Genomic DNA, 15,834 nt, shown 5'->3' with positions numbered 1-15,834 from the left:
AACAGCAATGAACGGAACAATCACAACGTGGTTTAAAGATAAAGGCTTTGGATTTATCAAAGATGAAAACGGCGACAACCGCTATTTTCATGTGATTAAGGTTGCTAATCCTGAGCTGATCAAGAAAGACGCGGCGGTGACTTTTGAGCCCACCACCAACAACAAAGGCTTGTCTGCCTACGCGGTAAAAGTCATACCAGACAGCAAGTACATCTATATCGCAGGCGAGCGTCTGAAGCTCACCTCGATCAAGTCATTCCTGGTCTACAGCGAAGAAGTCCCTGTAGAGACCCGTATCGACAAAGAAAATGCTGTGCTGTCTGTCGGCGTGCTGATGAACAGCATCCGACCGAAATCAGACGTGAAGCCTGGTGAAATGCGCACACTGAAAAAGCTGGCCATCACTACCTTCCAGGGCACGACGCTGATCTTCTCGGAAGATGAAATCGACATCGACGCGACGGTGAAACTGCTTAAAGTCTGAAACCCTTCGGACTGAATAAAAACCGGAACGTTGCTCTTTTCAGGAGCGGGTTTCGGTTTTTTTTTGATATGTGTAATTTACGTGATTCAGGTATGTAGTGATAAAATTAGTAGGTAGCAATCCGTTTCTGAATAGGTATATATTATCCGTATTAAATAAATATGATCGCCAACTATTTGCAGATTAGTAGCACGGTTAACTAATAGTGATTCACCGATATAACTAATGGGGTAATATAAGTGATTTTTAAAAAAATATGGAAAGCTATATCTTCTGAATATGTACCATCGGCCATTTGCTTTTTTCTCCTTGCAAAAATGGATTATGAAATAATATCTATCTGGCCACAGAATGAATCGGTTGATGACAGAATTAAACTTTCTTTACTATTCATTCATTTGGTGATGATTTTAGTGATGTTTACTCCGCTAATTAATCGGTTTTTGTCACGAGTAGACAATGAGAAACTTGAAAAGTTTATAGCTCTTCTGCAGAAAGATAAAAACATCACATACATAGATTATTATGATTTTCTGAGCGGGCTTGCTTTATCAGCATTTTACTTATCTATCCTTATTTTTACAATGAAGAGTATTTACGAAGAAGCAGGATGGATAATTTCTGGTATTTATATATTTACAATGTTTGTGTCTTCTATTTCTATTGCTGCATTGTCATTACTTAGGTTTATCTGGTTATTTACAAAGTTTAATAATTATATATATTGGTTTATTGTTTTACTTGCGAGCAGTATGTGTATGGCAGTTATTGGTGCCGCGATGAAAATGGCCTCGTAAAAATGCGCTTAATATCTGAAACAGTAATAATGGAGTATAAACTCTAAATAATAATACAGCTGGAACAGTGATGATTCCGCTTTGTAATCAGTGTGATGCATTGTTGCAAAGCTTAAAGCCTCTTTCGAAGAGGCTTTAAGCCCTCAGCGACCAGTGAAGTAAAAGACTTTCTTTCCTGGTGTTGAGCATCCTGCCAAAAACATAATTAACAGTAATCCCAGTACTTTCTTCATTATCACGAGACAGCCGGATTTACCACGTCATCCATCAGTATGTAACGTGCTTCCTGGCGAGTGTATTGATCGATTAATGGTACAAGTCGCTGGAAATGCTCGCTGGCACAATGTTCATCGAGAGCCGCGTGGTTTGGCCATTCTTCGATAAAAATAAAATGGCCCGGATCTTTTTCATCAATATAGAGGTCGTAAGCAATGCAGTGCAGTTCTTTCTTCGTTGCCGATATTAGCTCCCGATACAACGGGAGAACAGTTTCAATATACTCAGGTTTGATGAAATCCTCAGCAATGACCTTTAACATGCAGCCTCCTGGCAGAAAACGAATGCACACTATGTAATGAAGATATTTTTTGGGCAAGAGGTCACAGAGTTTTATCGGCCGGTTAGTGAGTTATGCCAGCTATCAACCAGATGATCCGCATAACTGTGATCCATCTCACCTCCCGGCAACCAAAATCTCCTGCGATTCGACGCCGTCCTCTATCTGTTTCGCCACCTTTTGTAAGGCCGGAAGATGCTTTTCCGCGGCTTGTTCGATGGTCATGGCGCTGGCCATATACACCAAATTCAGGCAGCCGATCACCCGCTGTTCGCTGCGGATGGGGACGGCGATAGAAGCGATTTTCTCCTCCTGATCCCAACCGCGAAAGTTCTGGCCAAAACCGTCTTTTCGCGCGCGGGTCAAAATGGCATTGAGCTTCAGCGGTTCGCGCGCAAGCTGGAACTCTTCTCCCGATCGGGAGGCAAGCATTTCAATCAGTTCCTGCCGTTCATTCTCCGGGCAAAATGCCAGCCAGGTCAGGCCGGATGCAGTTTTCAGCAATGGCAAACGACGCCCGACCATCGCCCGGTGAAAAGACAGGCGGCTGAAGCGGTGGGTGGTTTCACGTACCACCATCGCGTCCACATCCAGCGTGGAAACGTCGGTCGGCCAGATGACCTCGCGCAGCAAATCCCCCAGCAGCGGGGCGGCGAGTGCAGAAATCCACTGCTCGTCACGAAACCCCTCGCTGAGCTGGCGGACTTTAATGGTTAAGCGAAAGCTGTCATCGGACAGGCTGCGCCGGACGTAACCCTCATCCTGCAGGGTTTCCAGCAGCCGTCTGACCGTGGTGCGATGCAGGCCGCTTAACTCAGCAAGCAAGCCAACACTGGCCCCACCATCGAGCCGGTTTAACATATTTAATAACATTAATCCGCGCGTTAATCCGCGTACGGTTTTGTACTCAGTGCTCTCGTCATTTTTCATATTCATTGACAAATCTACAGGTAAAACAACGTTGTGCACTTAGTGCACATCCTGGCATGTTTTGATTGTAGCGCAAAAACTCGCTTCTATACTGACCGCACAACAAAAAATTATTCACATATTTTTAACAAAACAAGTTGCGCCTCACCAGGGTCCGCAATTGCGTTTTGTCCGAGTCGTGAGGTTCTGAAATGACAACAAAAAACCCGGATATACAACCCGCTGTGCAGCATACCGCGCAGGTGGCGATTGCCGGTGCTGGTCCGGTAGGGCTGATGATGGCCAACTATCTTGGGCAGATGGGCATTGAGGTGTTGGTAGTGGAGAAGCTCGACACGCTGATCGACTATCCTCGCGCCATCGGCATTGACGATGAAGCGCTGCGCACTATGCAGTCTGTGGGGCTGGTCGAGAACGTTTTGCCGCACACCACACCGTGGCACGCAATGCGCTTTCTCACCCCAAAAGGCCGTTGCTTTGCTGATATCCAGCCGATGACCGACGAATTTGGCTGGTCGCGTCGTAATGCGTTTATTCAGCCGCAGGTGGACGCGGTGATGTTGGAAGGGTTATCGCGTTTTCCCAACGTGCGCTGCCTGTTCTCCCGCGAGCTGGAGGCCTTCAGCCAACAAAACGGCGAAGTGACGCTAAATCTGAAAGCGCCAGACGGTCAACGTGAAACGGTGAAGGCTCAGTGGCTGGTGGCCTGCGACGGCGGCGGCAGCAACGTCAGACGTTCTCTGAACGTGCCGTTTGAAGGTAAAACCGCGCCGAATCAGTGGATTGTGGTGGATATCGCCAACGATCCGCTCAGCACGCCGCATGTGTATTTATGCTGCGATCCGGTGCGCCCGTATGTCTCTGCCGCGCTGCCGCACGCGGTGCGCCGTTTTGAGTTTATGGTTATGCCGGGGGAAACCGAAGCGCAGCTTAGCGAGCCGCAGAATATGCGCCAGTTACTGAGCAAAGTGCTGCCGAACCCGGACAACGTCGAGCTGATCCGCCAGCGCGTGTATACCCATAATGCTCGTCTGGCCGAACGTTTTCGTATTGACCGCGTGCTGCTGGCGGGCGATGCGGCGCACATTATGCCGGTCTGGCAGGGTCAGGGATACAACAGCGGCATGCGCGATGCTTTCAACCTGGCATGGAAACTGGCGCTGGTGATTAACGGTAAAGCCGACGATGCGCTGTTGGATACCTACCAGCAGGAACGCCGCGACCACGCCAAAGCCATGATCGACCTCTCCGTGACCGCTGGCAACGTACTTGCGCCGCCCAAACGCTGGCACGGCGCGGTACGCGATGGGGTTTCCTGGCTGTTGAACTATATTCCGCCGGTCAAACGCTACTTCCTTGAAATGCGGTTTAAGCCGATGCCGCAGTACCACGCCGGGGCGCTGGTGCGTGAAGGCGACGCGAAAACTTCACCGGTCGGCAAGATGTTTATCCAGCCGAAGGTGACGCTGGAATCGGGCGAAGTGACGTTGCTCGACAACGTCATCGGACCGAATTTCGCGGTGATTGGCTGGGGCTGTAACCCACTATGGGGCATGAGCGAGGCGCAGATCCAACAATGGCAGGCGCTGGGGACGCGTTTTATCCAGGTCGTGCCGGATACGCAGATACATACCGATCAGGATAACCACGACGGCGTTACCCGCATAGGCGATACGCAAAACCGCCTGCGCGCGTGGTTTGCCCAGCACAACGCCGCGCTGGTAGTCATGCGCCCGGACCGCTTCGTGGCCGCCATCGCCATTCCGCAAACCCTGGGCAGCACCCTGAATAAACTGGCGTCGGTGATGACGCTCACTCGCGCTACTGCCGACATTCCTGTTGAAAAGGTTGCCTGATATGCACGCTTATCTTCACTGTCTTTCCCACTCGCCGCTGGTGGGCTATGTCGACCCGGCACAGGCTGTGCTCGACGAGGTTAACGGCGTGATCGCCAGCGCTCGGGCACGTATTGCGGCGTTCGAACCTGAACTGGTCGTGCTGTTTGCCCCCGATCACTACAACGGATTTTTCTACGACGTGATGCCGCCGTTCTGTTTAGGCGTTGGAGCTACGGCGATCGGCGATTTTGGTAGCGCGGCGGGGGAACTGCCGGTGCCGACAGATCTGGCTGAAGCCTGCGCCCACGCGGTAATGAAAAGCGGTATCGATCTCGCCGTGTCCTACAACATGCAGGTCGATCATGGCTTCGCGCAGCCGCTGGAGTTTTTGCTCGGCGGCCTGGATAAGGTGCCGGTGCTGCCAGTGTTTATTAACGGCGTCGCCACGCCGCTGCCGGGCTTTCAGCGTACCCGCATGCTCGGTGAAGCGATTGGCCGTTTCGCCAGCTCGCTGAATAAGCGCGTGCTGTTTTTAGGCTCCGGTGGTCTGTCGCATCAGCCGCCGGTACCGGAGCTGGCGAAGGCTGATGCCCATATGCGTGACCGCCTGCTCGGCAGCGGCAAACAGTTACCTGAAAACGAGCGCGAGCTGCGCCAGCAGCGGGTGATCACCGCCGCCGAGAAGTTTGTGGTCGATCAAAACACGCTACACCCGCTTAACCCTGTCTGGGATAACCGTTTTATGACCCTGCTTGAGCAGGGGCGTTTGCAGGAGCTGGACGCGCTCAGTAACGAAGAGCTGTCCGCAATGGCGGGCAAATCAACGCACGAAGTGAAAACCTGGGTTGCTGCCTTTGCCGCTATTTCTGCTTTTGGCAACTGGCGCAGCGAAGGCCGTTATTACCGCCCGATCCCGGAGTGGATCGCCGGATTCGGCTCCCTGAGCGCCACTACGCAGAACTAAAACAGAACTGAATATGCAGGAGAACATCATGACTTACCAACCGCAAACCGAAGCCGCTACCAGTCGTTTTCTGGAGGTGCAGGAAGCAGGCGAAACCCTACGCGTGCATTTCAATGACTGTGGGCAGGGCGATGAGACCGTCGTGCTGCTGCACGGATCCGGTCCAGGTGCAACGGGCTGGGCAAACTTCAGCCGTAATATCGATCCGTTGGTACAGGCCGGATACCGGGTGATCCTGCTGGATTGTCCTGGCTGGGGCAAAAGCGATGGGATCGTTAACCGCGGTTCGCGATCCGATCTCAATGCCCGCATCCTGAAAAGCGTGGTCGATCAATTGGATATTCAAACAGTCCACCTGTTGGGTAACTCGATGGGCGGTCACAGTGCTGTGGCGTTTACCCTGAGCTGGCCGGAGCGCGTGGGTAAACTGGTATTAATGGGCGGCGGAACGGGCGGCATGAGCCTGTTTACCCCGATGCCGACCGAAGGTATCAAGCGCCTGAATCAGCTGTATCGTGAGCCGACCATCGAGAACCTGAAGCTGATGATGGAGATCTTTGTCTTCGACACCAGCGACCTGACCGAGGCGTTGTTTGAGGCGCGCCTGAATAACATGCTGTCGCGCCGCGATCACCTGGAAAACTTTGTCCAGAGTCTGGAGGCCAACCCGAAACAGTTCCCGGATTTCAGCCCGCGTCTGGGTGAAATCAAAGCCCAGACCCTGATTGTCTGGGGACGCAATGACCGCTTTGTGCCGATGGATGCCGGTCTGCGCCTGCTTTCCGGGATTGCCGGTTCTGAACTGCACATCTACCGCGACTGCGGGCACTGGGCGCAGTGGGAACATGCGGATGCCTTTAACCAACTGGTGCTGAATTTCCTCACACGCCCTTAAGGAACGGACATGACGAATCGTAATCTTGAGCAGCTAGCCGCCGATTTACGTCAGGCTGAAGAAAAAGGGGAAGCTATCGCCCCGCTGCGTGAATTGATTGGTGTGGATAACGCCGAAGCGGCCTACGCCATTCAGCGCATCAACGTGCAGTACGACGTGGCGCGCGGCCGTCGCGTGGTCGGGCGCAAAGTGGGGCTGACGCACCCGAAAGTGCAGCAACAGCTGGGTGTCGATCAGCCGGATTTCGGCACGCTGTTTGCTGATATGTGTTATGGCGATAACGAAACCATCCCGTTTTCCCGTGTGTTGCAACCGCGTATTGAAGCCGAAATTGCGCTGGTGCTGAACCGCGATCTGCCCAATACCGACACCACTTTTGACGAGCTTTACAACGCCATAGAGTGGGTACTTCCCGCGCTGGAAGTGGTCGGCAGCCGTATCCGCGACTGGTCGATCAAATTTGTTGATACCGTGGCGGATAACGCCTCCTGTGGCGTGTATGTGCTCGGCGGTCCGGCACAGCGTCCGGCAGGATTAGATCTGAAAAACTGCGCGATGAAAATGACGCGCAACAACGAAGAGGTCTCCAGCGGGCGCGGCAGCGAATGCCTGGGACATCCGATCAACGCCGCCGTCTGGCTGGCGCGCAAAATGGCCAGCCTCGGCGAGCCGCTGCGTGCCGGAGACATTATTCTCACCGGAGCGTTAGGTCCGATGGTGGCGGTGAATGCGGGCGATCGTTTCGAAGCCCATATCGACGGTATTGGTTCAGTCGCCGCCACCTTTTCAGCGGCGGTTACAAAAGGAAGTCAGTCATGAGTAAGCGTAAAGTCGCCATTATCGGCTCCGGCAACATCGGTACCGATTTGATGATAAAAATTCTGCGTCACGGCGTGCATCTGGAAATGGCAGTGATGGTCGGTATCGATCCAGAATCTGATGGCCTGGCGCGTGCTCGACGCATGGGCGTTGCCACCACCCATGAAGGGGTGACAGGGCTTATCGCCATGCCGGAATTCGCCGATATCGACATCGTGTTTGACGCCACCAGCGCAGGCGCGCATGTGAAGAACGACGCCGCGCTACGTGCCGTTAAACCTGGCATCCGCCTGATCGACCTGACACCCGCGGCAATCGGTCCTTACTGCGTGCCGGTGGTGAATCTGGCAGCCAACGTTGATCAGCAGAACGTCAATATGGTGACCTGCGGCGGACAGGCGACCATCCCAATGGTGGCGGCAGTTTCTCGCGTGGCAAAAGTCCATTACGCCGAGATTATCGCCTCGATCGCCAGTAAATCGGCGGGGCCGGGTACCCGTGCCAATATCGACGAGTTTACCGAAACTACCTCGAAGGCGATTGAAGTGGTCGGCGGCGCGGCAAAAGGCAAAGCCATTATTGTCCTTAACCCGGCCGAGCCGCCGCTGATGATGCGTGACACGGTGTATGTGCTGAGCGAAGCGGCCTCTGAGGTTGAAGTTGAAGCGTCGATTAATGAGATGGCGGCGGCGGTGCAGGCCTACGTGCCGGGCTATCGCCTGAAACAGCGTGTCCAGTTTGAAGTCATCCCGGAAGATAAACCGGTGAATCTGCCGGGTATCGGCCAGTTCTCTGGGCTGAAAACCGCGGTGTATCTGGAAGTGGAAGGCGCGGCGCACTATTTACCAGCCTACGCGGGCAACCTCGACATTATGACCTCCAGCGCGCTGGCGACCGCTGAGAAGATGGCGCAGTCCCTCGCTCGTCAGGCAGGAGAAGCAGCATGAACGGTAAAAAACTCTATATCTCTGACGTGACCCTGCGCGACGGTATGCACGCTATTCGTCATCAATATTCGCTGGAGAATGTGCGCCAGATAGCCAAAGCGCTGGACGACGCACGGGTTGATTCTATTGAAGTGGCCCACGGCGACGGTTTACAAGGTTCCAGCTTCAACTACGGCTTTGGTGCGCACAGCGACCTGGAGTGGATTGAAGCGGCGGCGGACGTGGTGAAGCATGCCAAAATTGCCACGCTGTTGCTGCCGGGTATCGGCACTATTCATGACCTGAAAAATGCATATCAGGCCGGCGCACGGGTAGTGCGCGTGGCGACCCACTGCACTGAAGCGGATGTGTCGGCCCAGCATATTCAGTATGCGCGTGAGCTTGGCATGGATACCGTCGGTTTTCTGATGATGAGCCATATGACCACACCGGAGAACCTGGCACAGCAGGCGAAGCTGATGGAAAACTACGGCGCGACCTGTATTTATGTGGTCGATTCCGGCGGCGCAATGAACATGAGCGATATTCGCGCCCGCTTCCGCGCACTGAAAGCGGTGCTGAAGCCGGAAACAGAAACCGGAATGCATGCGCATCACAACCTGAGTCTTGGGGTGGCGAACTCGATTGCCGCAGTAGAAGAGGGGGGTGACCGTGTCGACGCCAGCCTGGCAGGGATGGGCGCAGGCGCGGGCAACGCGCCATTGGAGGTATTTATCGCCGCTGCGGATAAGCTTGGTTGGCAGCACGGAACCGATCTCTACGCACTGATGGACGCCGCCGACGATTTAGTGCGTCCACTACAAGACCGCCCGGTGCGGGTGGATCGTGAAACGCTGGCGCTGGGCTATGCCGGGGTGTACTCCAGTTTTCTGCGTCATTGCGAAGTGGCGGCAGCACGTTATGACCTGAGCGCAGTAGATATTCTGGTGGAACTGGGCAAACGTCGGATGGTGGGCGGCCAGGAAGATATGATCGTCGACGTAGCGCTGGACCTGCGCAACCGCAAATAAAAAATGATTACGCGGCTGGCAACGTATCAGCCGCGATTCACCTGCATCGTGACCTCAGAGGGACATCTTATGACGACCCGTACCCCCGCATCTTACCGCCTGACGTTGACCGTTGGGCTTTGCTTTTTAGTTGCCCTGATGGAAGGGCTGGATTTACAGGCCGCCGGTATCGCTGCCGTCGGTATCGCCCACGCGTTTGCGCTGGATAAAATGCAGATGGGCTGGATCTTCAGTGCGGGCATTCTCGGGCTGCTGCCCGGCGCGCTGGTGGGCGGCATGCTGGCCGACCGCTATGGCCGCAAGCGTATTCTCATTGCCTCTGTGGCGCTGTTCGGCCTGTTCTCGCTGGCGACGGCGATTTCCTGGGATTTCTCATCGCTGGTGTTTGCCCGTCTGATGACCGGCGTCGGGCTGGGCGCGGCGTTGCCGAATCTGATCGCGCTGACTTCCGAGGCGGCGGGCCCGCGTTTTCGCGGTACGGCGGTGAGCCTGATGTACTGCGGTGTGCCGATTGGCGCGGCGCTGGCGGCAGCGCTCGGGTTTAGCGGCCTGGCCTCCGCCTGGCAAACGGTGTTCTGGGTAGGCGGGGTGATCCCGCTGCTGCTGGTGCCGCTGTTGATGCGCTGGCTGCCGGAATCTCAGGTTTATACCCAACAAACGCAGGTGGCCGCCGCACCGTTGCGCGCCCTGTTTGCGCCAGCGACGGCGAGTGCCACGCTGCTGCTGTGGTTGTGCTATTTCTTCACCCTGCTGGTGGTGTATATGCTGATCAACTGGCTGCCGATGCTGCTGGTGGAGCAGGGCTTTCGGCCATCGCAGGCGGCAGGCGTAATGTTTGCTCTGCAAATTGGCGCGGCCAGCGGCACGTTAATTCTCGGGGCGTTAATGGATAAACTGCGCCCGGTGGTGATGTCGCTGCTGATCTACACCGGGATGTTGGCTTCACTGCTGGCGCTGGGTACGGTGTCGTCATTGAGCGGCATGCTAATGGCGGGATTTGTGGCGGGGATGTTCGCCACCGGCGGGCAAAGTGTGTTGTATGCGCTGGCGCCGCTGTTTTACAGCACGCAGATCCGCGCCACAGGCGTGGGAACCGCCGTCGCAGTCGGGCGTCTGGGGGCGATGAGCGGTCCGCTGCTGGCAGGGAAAATGTTAGCGCTCGGTACCGGAACGGTAGGGGTGATGGCGGCTTCTGCGCCGGGCATTTTGCTGGCAGGCCTGGCGGTATTTATTCTGATGAGCCGCAAATCACAGATGCCGATCCCGGCCAGCGGTGCTTAAGCATTCATCCGGTTGTGGGAGTGGGGAGATTTGATTCCCACTTCCGGGTTAACGCCGTCAGTCAACTGTGTTGCCAAAGTTTAGATAAAACATGGCAACGGAGGCGTTATGAGCTGGCGGCCCTTTTTGTATCTGATTATTAATCCCCACCCGCTATTAAGCGCCCGGCGCGGGCATCTGCGTCTGGTGCAGGGTTGACTTTGCATTCTGTTAACAAACGCGGTATAACAAACCTTCTTTGGATGTTTAGATGTCCATACGTTTAGAAGGTTATATGCAAACAACACAACAAAATGCGCCACTGAAGCGCACAATGAAAACGCGTCACCTGATTATGCTTTCCTTGGGCGGCGTGATTGGCACAGGATTATTCTTCAATACCGGGTACATCATTTCCACCACTGGAGCGGCGGGAACGCTGCTGGCCTATCTGATTGGCGCGCTGGTGGTCTGGCTGGTTATGCAGTGTCTGGGCGAGCTGTCGGTCGCGATGCCGGAGACCGGAGCGTTTCACGTTTATGCCGCGCGCTATCTTGGTCCGGCTACCGGGTATACCGTGGCCTGGCTCTACTGGCTGACCTGGACCGTGGCGCTGGGTTCGAGCTTTACCGCCGCTGGATTCTGTATGCAGTACTGGTTTCCACAGGTGCCGGTATGGGTCTGGTGCGTGGTGTTCTGCGCGATTATTTTTGGTCTGAATGTTATCTCCACGCGCTTTTTTGCCGAAGGGGAGTTCTGGTTCTCGCTGGTCAAAGTGGTCACTATCATCGCCTTTATCATCCTCGGTGGGGCGGCGATTTTCGGCTTTATTCCGATGCAGGATGGCTCGCCCGCGCCGGGGCTGAGTAATATCACTGCGGAGGGCTGGTTCCCGCACGGTGGCTTACCGATTCTGATGACTATGGTTGCAGTGAACTTTGCTTTTTCGGGTACCGAGCTTATCGGCATTGCCGCCGGTGAAACGGAAAACCCGCGCAAAGTTATCCCGGTAGCGATTCGTACTACCATCGCGCGACTGATTATTTTCTTTATCGGCACCGTGTTTGTGCTGGCAGCGCTGATCCCGATGCAGCAGGCGGGCGTGGAGAAAAGCCCGTTTGTGCTGGTGTTTGAGAAAGTAGGGATCCCGTACGCCGCTGATATTTTTAACTTCGTGATCCTGACGGCTATTCTTTCTGCAGCGAACTCCGGGTTATATGCCTCTGGGCGCATGCTGTGGTCGCTGTCGAATGAACGTACGCTACCGGCCTGTTTTGCGCGAGTAACGAAAAACGGCGTTCCACTGACGGCGCTGTCGGTCAGTATGCTCGGTGGTGTGCTGGCGCTGTTTTCCAGCGTGGTGGCCCCGGACACGGTATTTGTTGCGCTGTCGGCAATCTCCGGGTTTGCGGTGGTAGCGGTGTGGCTGAGCATCTGCGCCTCGCATTTTGTTTTTCGCCGCCGTCATCTGCAACAAGGTAAGGCATTGAGTGAATTACATTATCGCGCGCCGTGGTATCCGCTGGTGCCGGTATTAGGTTTTGTGCTGTGCCTGGTGGCCTGTGTTGGGCTGGCATTCGATCCAGCGCAGAGAATTGCGTTGTGGTGCGGGTTACCGTTTGTTGCGTTGTGCTATGGTGCTTATTTCCTTACTCAACCCCGAAACGCAAAACAGGAGCCAGAACATGTCGCAGAATAATCCGTTACGCGCTCTCCTTGATAAACAGGATATCCTGCTGCTGGATGGCGCGATGGCGACGGAGCTGGAAGCGCGAGGGTGTAACTTAGCCGACAGCCTGTGGTCAGCCAAAGTGCTGGTAGAAAACCCGGAGCTTATCCGCGAAGTGCATCTTGATTACTACCGGGCGGGGGCGCAATGCGCGATCACTGCCAGCTATCAGGCGACGCCGGCGGGCTTCGCCGCGCGAGGTCTGGATGAATCGCAGTCGAAAGCGCTGATTGGCAAAAGCGTGGAGCTGGCGCGTAAAGCCCGTGAAGCGTATCTGGCAGAGAACCCGCAGGCGGGAACGCTTCTGGTGGCGGGATCCGTCGGGCCTTACGGCGCGTATCTGGCGGATGGCTCTGAATACCGTGGCGATTATCATTGTAGCGTTGAGGCATTTCAGGCGTTTCATCGCCCGCGCGTGGAAGCCTTGCTGGATGCCGGGGCCGATCTGCTGGCCTGCGAAACCCTGCCGAATTTTTCCGAGATTGAGGCGTTGGCCGAGCTGTTGACCGCATATCCGCGTGCGCGGGCGTGGTTCTCATTTACCCTGCGCGACAGCGAGCACCTGAGTGACGGCACGCCGCTGCGTGACGTGGTTGCGTTGCTGGCGGGTTATCCGCAGGTGGTGGCGCTAGGCATTAACTGTATTGCGCTGGAAAACACCACCGCTGCGTTGCAGCATTTACACGGTTTAACGGTGCTGCCGCTTGTGGTGTATCCGAACTCGGGCGAGCATTACGATGCCGTGAGCAAAACCTGGCATCATCACGGTGAACATTGCGCGCAGCTGGCGGATTATCTGCCGCAGTGGCAGGCCGCTGGCGCACGGTTGATTGGCGGGTGCTGTCGCACCACGCCTGCGGATATCGCCGCGTTAAAAGCGCGAAGCTGAGGGTTTATCGGGTCTACAGTGAATGATGTGGCGATACGGCTGGATTGTTGATCAGATATAGGGTGCATTGATATAAAATTAAAGAAGGGACTCCAATGGAGTCCCTTTATTCAAAATGCAATAAACATACTTAGCAACACAGGAATACATAAAATCCACAGCACTGCTTCAATTTTAAATCCTAGTGTTAATTTGCAAGGCAAGCCTCTTATTAAATTATAACCCTCTATGCTCATACCATAATTAGAAATTTTATTATATTTGAAAATTAAAGTCTCCATAATAAACGCGACTTTAGTCAAATATAATCCTGGTGTGGTAAATAGACTTGCATTTTTACACATTATTGCTGTAACAGGTAATGGTCCGATTTCCTTTTCATAGATATCAACAATTTTTTTATATGCTATTTTGTTGTAAAAATAAAAGATTATTATTAATAATCCATTAAGCATTAAAGCAAAGCTAATGATAATTTTTATATCATCTTTATTTTGAATGAAAAAAGTTATCATAGATAATATGATCTCCTACATAATTACCTAATTTTTCACCAGCGTCCTCGCCATATTTTTCTGCAATCTTACCTGACGTAATAGTAACACCGACCCCTGTAACAAAACACAGAGTAGCACCGACACCGCCTGCTTCTATAGTAGAAATCCCTAATACCCAGGTACAAAGCGCAGTCGCAGCACGCCCGGCAACAGCTCCTGCCAGTATACTACTGCCCTGTTTTAATCCAAACTTACTATATTCTGTTATCGCCGCTTTTTTACAAGCACTTTCACGACCTTTTGAACAAGCGTCATAAACATTTGATGTATATCCGGCAAAATCTAAACCTATGCCAACAAAACCAACAGTTTTCATTAGATTCATTAGTTTTGCCGAGCGCTCAATATATGTAGCATAACCTTCAATGTTATCTATTCCAGTTTTATCCCATTTATACATAATTGAACTTGTAGATAAACCTAATGCTTTTTTAATACTATCATATTCTTCTAAATTAAGCTGGGTTTTTGAAAATTTGTTTAAAACAGCATCTAGGTTTTTAAACAGTCTTGCTCGTTGACCAAAGAACTCTTCCCCAGATATAATTCCTTTGTTATGACTGTACGTATCTTTATATAACTCCTGAATTTCAATTAATATTTGTTTTATTTCTCCGTAATAACTTTTACCTATCTCACTAATATATCCAAAACCATCTCCAGCATTTCCTAAATAATCACCGAAAAGTTGATATGAAAATGCATCCACGGCTCCTCTGTTATCATGCAATAACTTTGCATCCTGCAAGGTAAGTGGGGCCAGAGCTTTATCAATTCGATCACGCGCTTTTTGCAATGTTTCAATCTGTTGCTGATCTTGCTTTTCAGGATCAACAACAATCAGAATTGAACCAGGTTGTTTTTTCATATCAGGGTTCAGTTTGTGATACAGTTCTCTCGTACCCTCGGGGGGGTTAACGAAAATATACGGCTCATATGTTGATGGTTTTGACTCATAGGGCAATACACAAAATCCCCCATCAACAGGCTCACGAGGCGGTTTATCCTCTTCACTCGGACAATATGGTCCAGGTGCCATCGTGAGCGGTTTTGGCGCGTTCTGCGGCGCTACAGAGACCACTCTGTTTGTGACTGGCTTAGGTGCGGAGAGAACTTCACTCTCATAGAAATAAGTGACATTTGAAATTGAGTTAATAAATCTGCATTTGCAGGGGCATGTGCCAACGCTATGTGCTGTTCCGGCAGCTTGAACACCATGTATAAAATAACCCGGTTGTCCTCCTACTATGTGGTAGAGTTTTTTATCTTTACCGCATATATAGCTATCGCCATGTCGTGCCGTTGGCTGTCCGTCGAGTGTATGATTAGTACAGCCTGTTAAAATAGTACCGCCGCAGGTTGTTTTATCACCGACCCTTAAAAAATATGCAATTCCCATACAATTCTCATTTTAATAAACTTAAACTTTCCGGATTACAAAAAATCCAGTCATTTTTCCATGTTGCCATATAAACACAATCTTCGATTTTATTCGATTCTTTGAATTGCATATTATTATAAGCGATTAGACTTTGTTCTTTTAAATAGTCATTATGATAATTACATTGCGATTGAGTATGACTTAGAAAATCAGGGAATCTTTTCTTCCACATTTGATGAAATCTATCTGTAACTTTTTCAGGTATTTTTAGGATAGGCAATTTTTCATTTTCACTGAAACTGCTAAAGGTATATTTGACGGGGATTACAACTTGAGCTAAATGATAACCATGATATATAATATTGCATTATTTATCAGCCCATAATCCTGCACTCAACAGCAGATAATAATCATCGCTATTTTTGATGATTTTATTGTTTTTTACCATTTCCCCAATGTTAAAATCATTCAGTGCATATACGCTCCACTTTTCATTAAATTTTTTCTCTAGGTAAACAGAGTAAATTGATGCTTCCATCTTTGAATAAAAGATTAAAATCCCCTCGATACTTCGATCGTATCTCCTCCACAACGGTTCTAACATTTTTTCGTTTTTATGTGTTGTTTTGTTGTATATCCCGCTGACACGACCCAATACCCATAATTCGTGCTCACTTATATATTGAGTGATTTGGTTTTCTTCCTGGTAAAAATACATTTTTGAATCTCTCTCATCCGTTGAAAACGTGATGACATACTATTTTCTCTGTAAAAGTTG

General features: G+C 51.8%; 16 protein-coding genes. 11 read left to right on the top strand and 5 right to left on the bottom strand.

Features of this window, described 5'->3' with window-relative positions; translation table 11 throughout:
- The first annotated feature begins 7 nt into the window (after positions 1–7).
- Positions 8–484, top strand: coding sequence for a cold-shock protein (locus tag JQN59_RS17810; protein WP_003830914.1), 477 nt, complete (start codon positions 8–10; stop codon positions 482–484).
- Positions 485–723: 239 nt separating this feature from the next.
- On the top strand, positions 724–1,281 hold the full coding sequence (locus JQN59_RS17805) for a hypothetical protein (protein ID WP_239484191.1): 558 nt from the start codon (positions 724–726) through the stop codon (positions 1,279–1,281).
- 235 nt (positions 1,282–1,516) lie between these two features.
- Here the strand turns inward: JQN59_RS17805 and JQN59_RS17800 are convergent, their stop codons facing one another.
- Both JQN59_RS17800 and JQN59_RS17795 read right to left on the bottom strand, forming a co-directional pair.
- Entirely contained in the window at positions 1,517–1,819 is a 303-nt protein-coding gene (locus JQN59_RS17800; protein ID WP_149607793.1) for a putative quinol monooxygenase, read from the bottom strand.
- A gap of 135 nt (positions 1,820–1,954) precedes the next feature.
- Positions 1,955–2,767, bottom strand: a complete 813-nt coding sequence (locus tag JQN59_RS17795; protein WP_048226474.1) for a DNA-binding transcriptional regulator — start codon at positions 2,765–2,767, stop codon at positions 1,955–1,957.
- A gap of 191 nt (positions 2,768–2,958) precedes the next feature.
- Between JQN59_RS17795 and JQN59_RS17790 the strand changes: the two genes are divergently transcribed.
- The 9 genes from JQN59_RS17790 (at position 2,959) to mmuM (ending at position 13,118) form a co-directional block, all read left to right on the top strand.
- On the top strand, positions 2,959–4,623 hold the full coding sequence (locus JQN59_RS17790) for a bifunctional 3-(3-hydroxy-phenyl)propionate/3-hydroxycinnamic acid hydroxylase (protein WP_057067123.1): 1,665 nt from the start codon (positions 2,959–2,961) through the stop codon (positions 4,621–4,623).
- A gap of 1 nt (position 4,624) precedes the next feature.
- On the top strand, positions 4,625–5,569 hold the full coding sequence (gene mhpB, locus JQN59_RS17785) for a 2,3-dihydroxyphenylpropionate/2,3-dihydroxicinnamic acid 1,2-dioxygenase (protein ID WP_048214823.1): 945 nt from the start codon (positions 4,625–4,627) through the stop codon (positions 5,567–5,569).
- Positions 5,570–5,597: 28 nt separating this feature from the next.
- Entirely contained in the window at positions 5,598–6,464 is an 867-nt protein-coding gene (mhpC, locus tag JQN59_RS17780; RefSeq protein WP_048214822.1) for a 2-hydroxy-6-oxonona-2,4-dienedioate hydrolase, read from the top strand.
- A gap of 9 nt (positions 6,465–6,473) precedes the next feature.
- The gene (gene mhpD / locus JQN59_RS17775; protein ID WP_057067126.1) at positions 6,474–7,283 is read left to right on the top strand and encodes a 2-keto-4-pentenoate hydratase; all 810 of its coding nucleotides are present in this window, start codon (positions 6,474–6,476) and stop codon (positions 7,281–7,283) included.
- Positions 7,280–8,230, top strand: coding sequence for an acetaldehyde dehydrogenase (mhpF, locus tag JQN59_RS17770; protein WP_003830924.1), 951 nt, complete (start codon positions 7,280–7,282; stop codon positions 8,228–8,230). The genes mhpD and mhpF overlap by 4 nt, the downstream gene beginning before the upstream one ends.
- Complete coding sequence (gene mhpE / locus JQN59_RS17765) at positions 8,227–9,240, top strand: 4-hydroxy-2-oxovalerate aldolase (RefSeq protein ID WP_149607792.1); 1,014 nt, start codon at positions 8,227–8,229, stop codon at positions 9,238–9,240. The genes mhpF and mhpE overlap by 4 nt, the downstream gene beginning before the upstream one ends.
- A gap of 69 nt (positions 9,241–9,309) precedes the next feature.
- A complete protein-coding gene (gene mhpT / locus JQN59_RS17760) occupies positions 9,310–10,521 on the top strand; it encodes a 3-(3-hydroxy-phenyl)propionate transporter MhpT (RefSeq protein ID WP_020996588.1) in 1,212 nt (403 codons plus the stop codon).
- Positions 10,522–10,795: 274 nt separating this feature from the next.
- Positions 10,796–12,199, top strand: coding sequence for an S-methylmethionine permease (gene mmuP, locus JQN59_RS17755; protein WP_001373486.1), 1,404 nt, complete (start codon positions 10,796–10,798; stop codon positions 12,197–12,199).
- Entirely contained in the window at positions 12,186–13,118 is a 933-nt protein-coding gene (gene mmuM / locus JQN59_RS17750) for a homocysteine S-methyltransferase (protein ID WP_149607791.1), read from the top strand. The genes mmuP and mmuM overlap by 14 nt, the downstream gene beginning before the upstream one ends.
- A 110-nt stretch (positions 13,119–13,228) precedes the next feature.
- On the opposite strand, the gene JQN59_RS17745 is transcribed toward mmuM, so the two are convergent.
- The 3 genes from JQN59_RS17745 to JQN59_RS26995 form a co-directional block, all read right to left on the bottom strand.
- Positions 13,229–13,633, bottom strand: coding sequence for a hypothetical protein (locus tag JQN59_RS17745; RefSeq protein ID WP_149607790.1), 405 nt, complete (start codon positions 13,631–13,633; stop codon positions 13,229–13,231).
- Positions 13,608–15,074 (bottom strand): PAAR domain-containing protein, encoded by a 1,467-nt coding sequence (locus JQN59_RS17740; RefSeq protein WP_149607789.1) that lies wholly within the window; start codon positions 15,072–15,074, stop codon positions 13,608–13,610. Before JQN59_RS17740 ends, JQN59_RS17745 begins: the two co-directional genes overlap by 26 nt.
- Positions 15,075–15,423: 349 nt before the next feature.
- On the bottom strand, positions 15,424–15,774 hold the full coding sequence (locus JQN59_RS26995) for a hypothetical protein (protein WP_239484190.1): 351 nt from the start codon (positions 15,772–15,774) through the stop codon (positions 15,424–15,426).
- Positions 15,775–15,834: the final 60 nt, after the last annotated feature.

The organism is Citrobacter sp. B72 (assembly GCF_016894305.1).
Classification (GTDB): domain Bacteria; phylum Pseudomonadota; class Gammaproteobacteria; order Enterobacterales; family Enterobacteriaceae; genus Citrobacter; species Citrobacter portucalensis.
The sequence above is the reverse complement of the archived record's forward strand: the minus strand, read 5'-3'. Positions and strand labels throughout refer to the sequence as shown.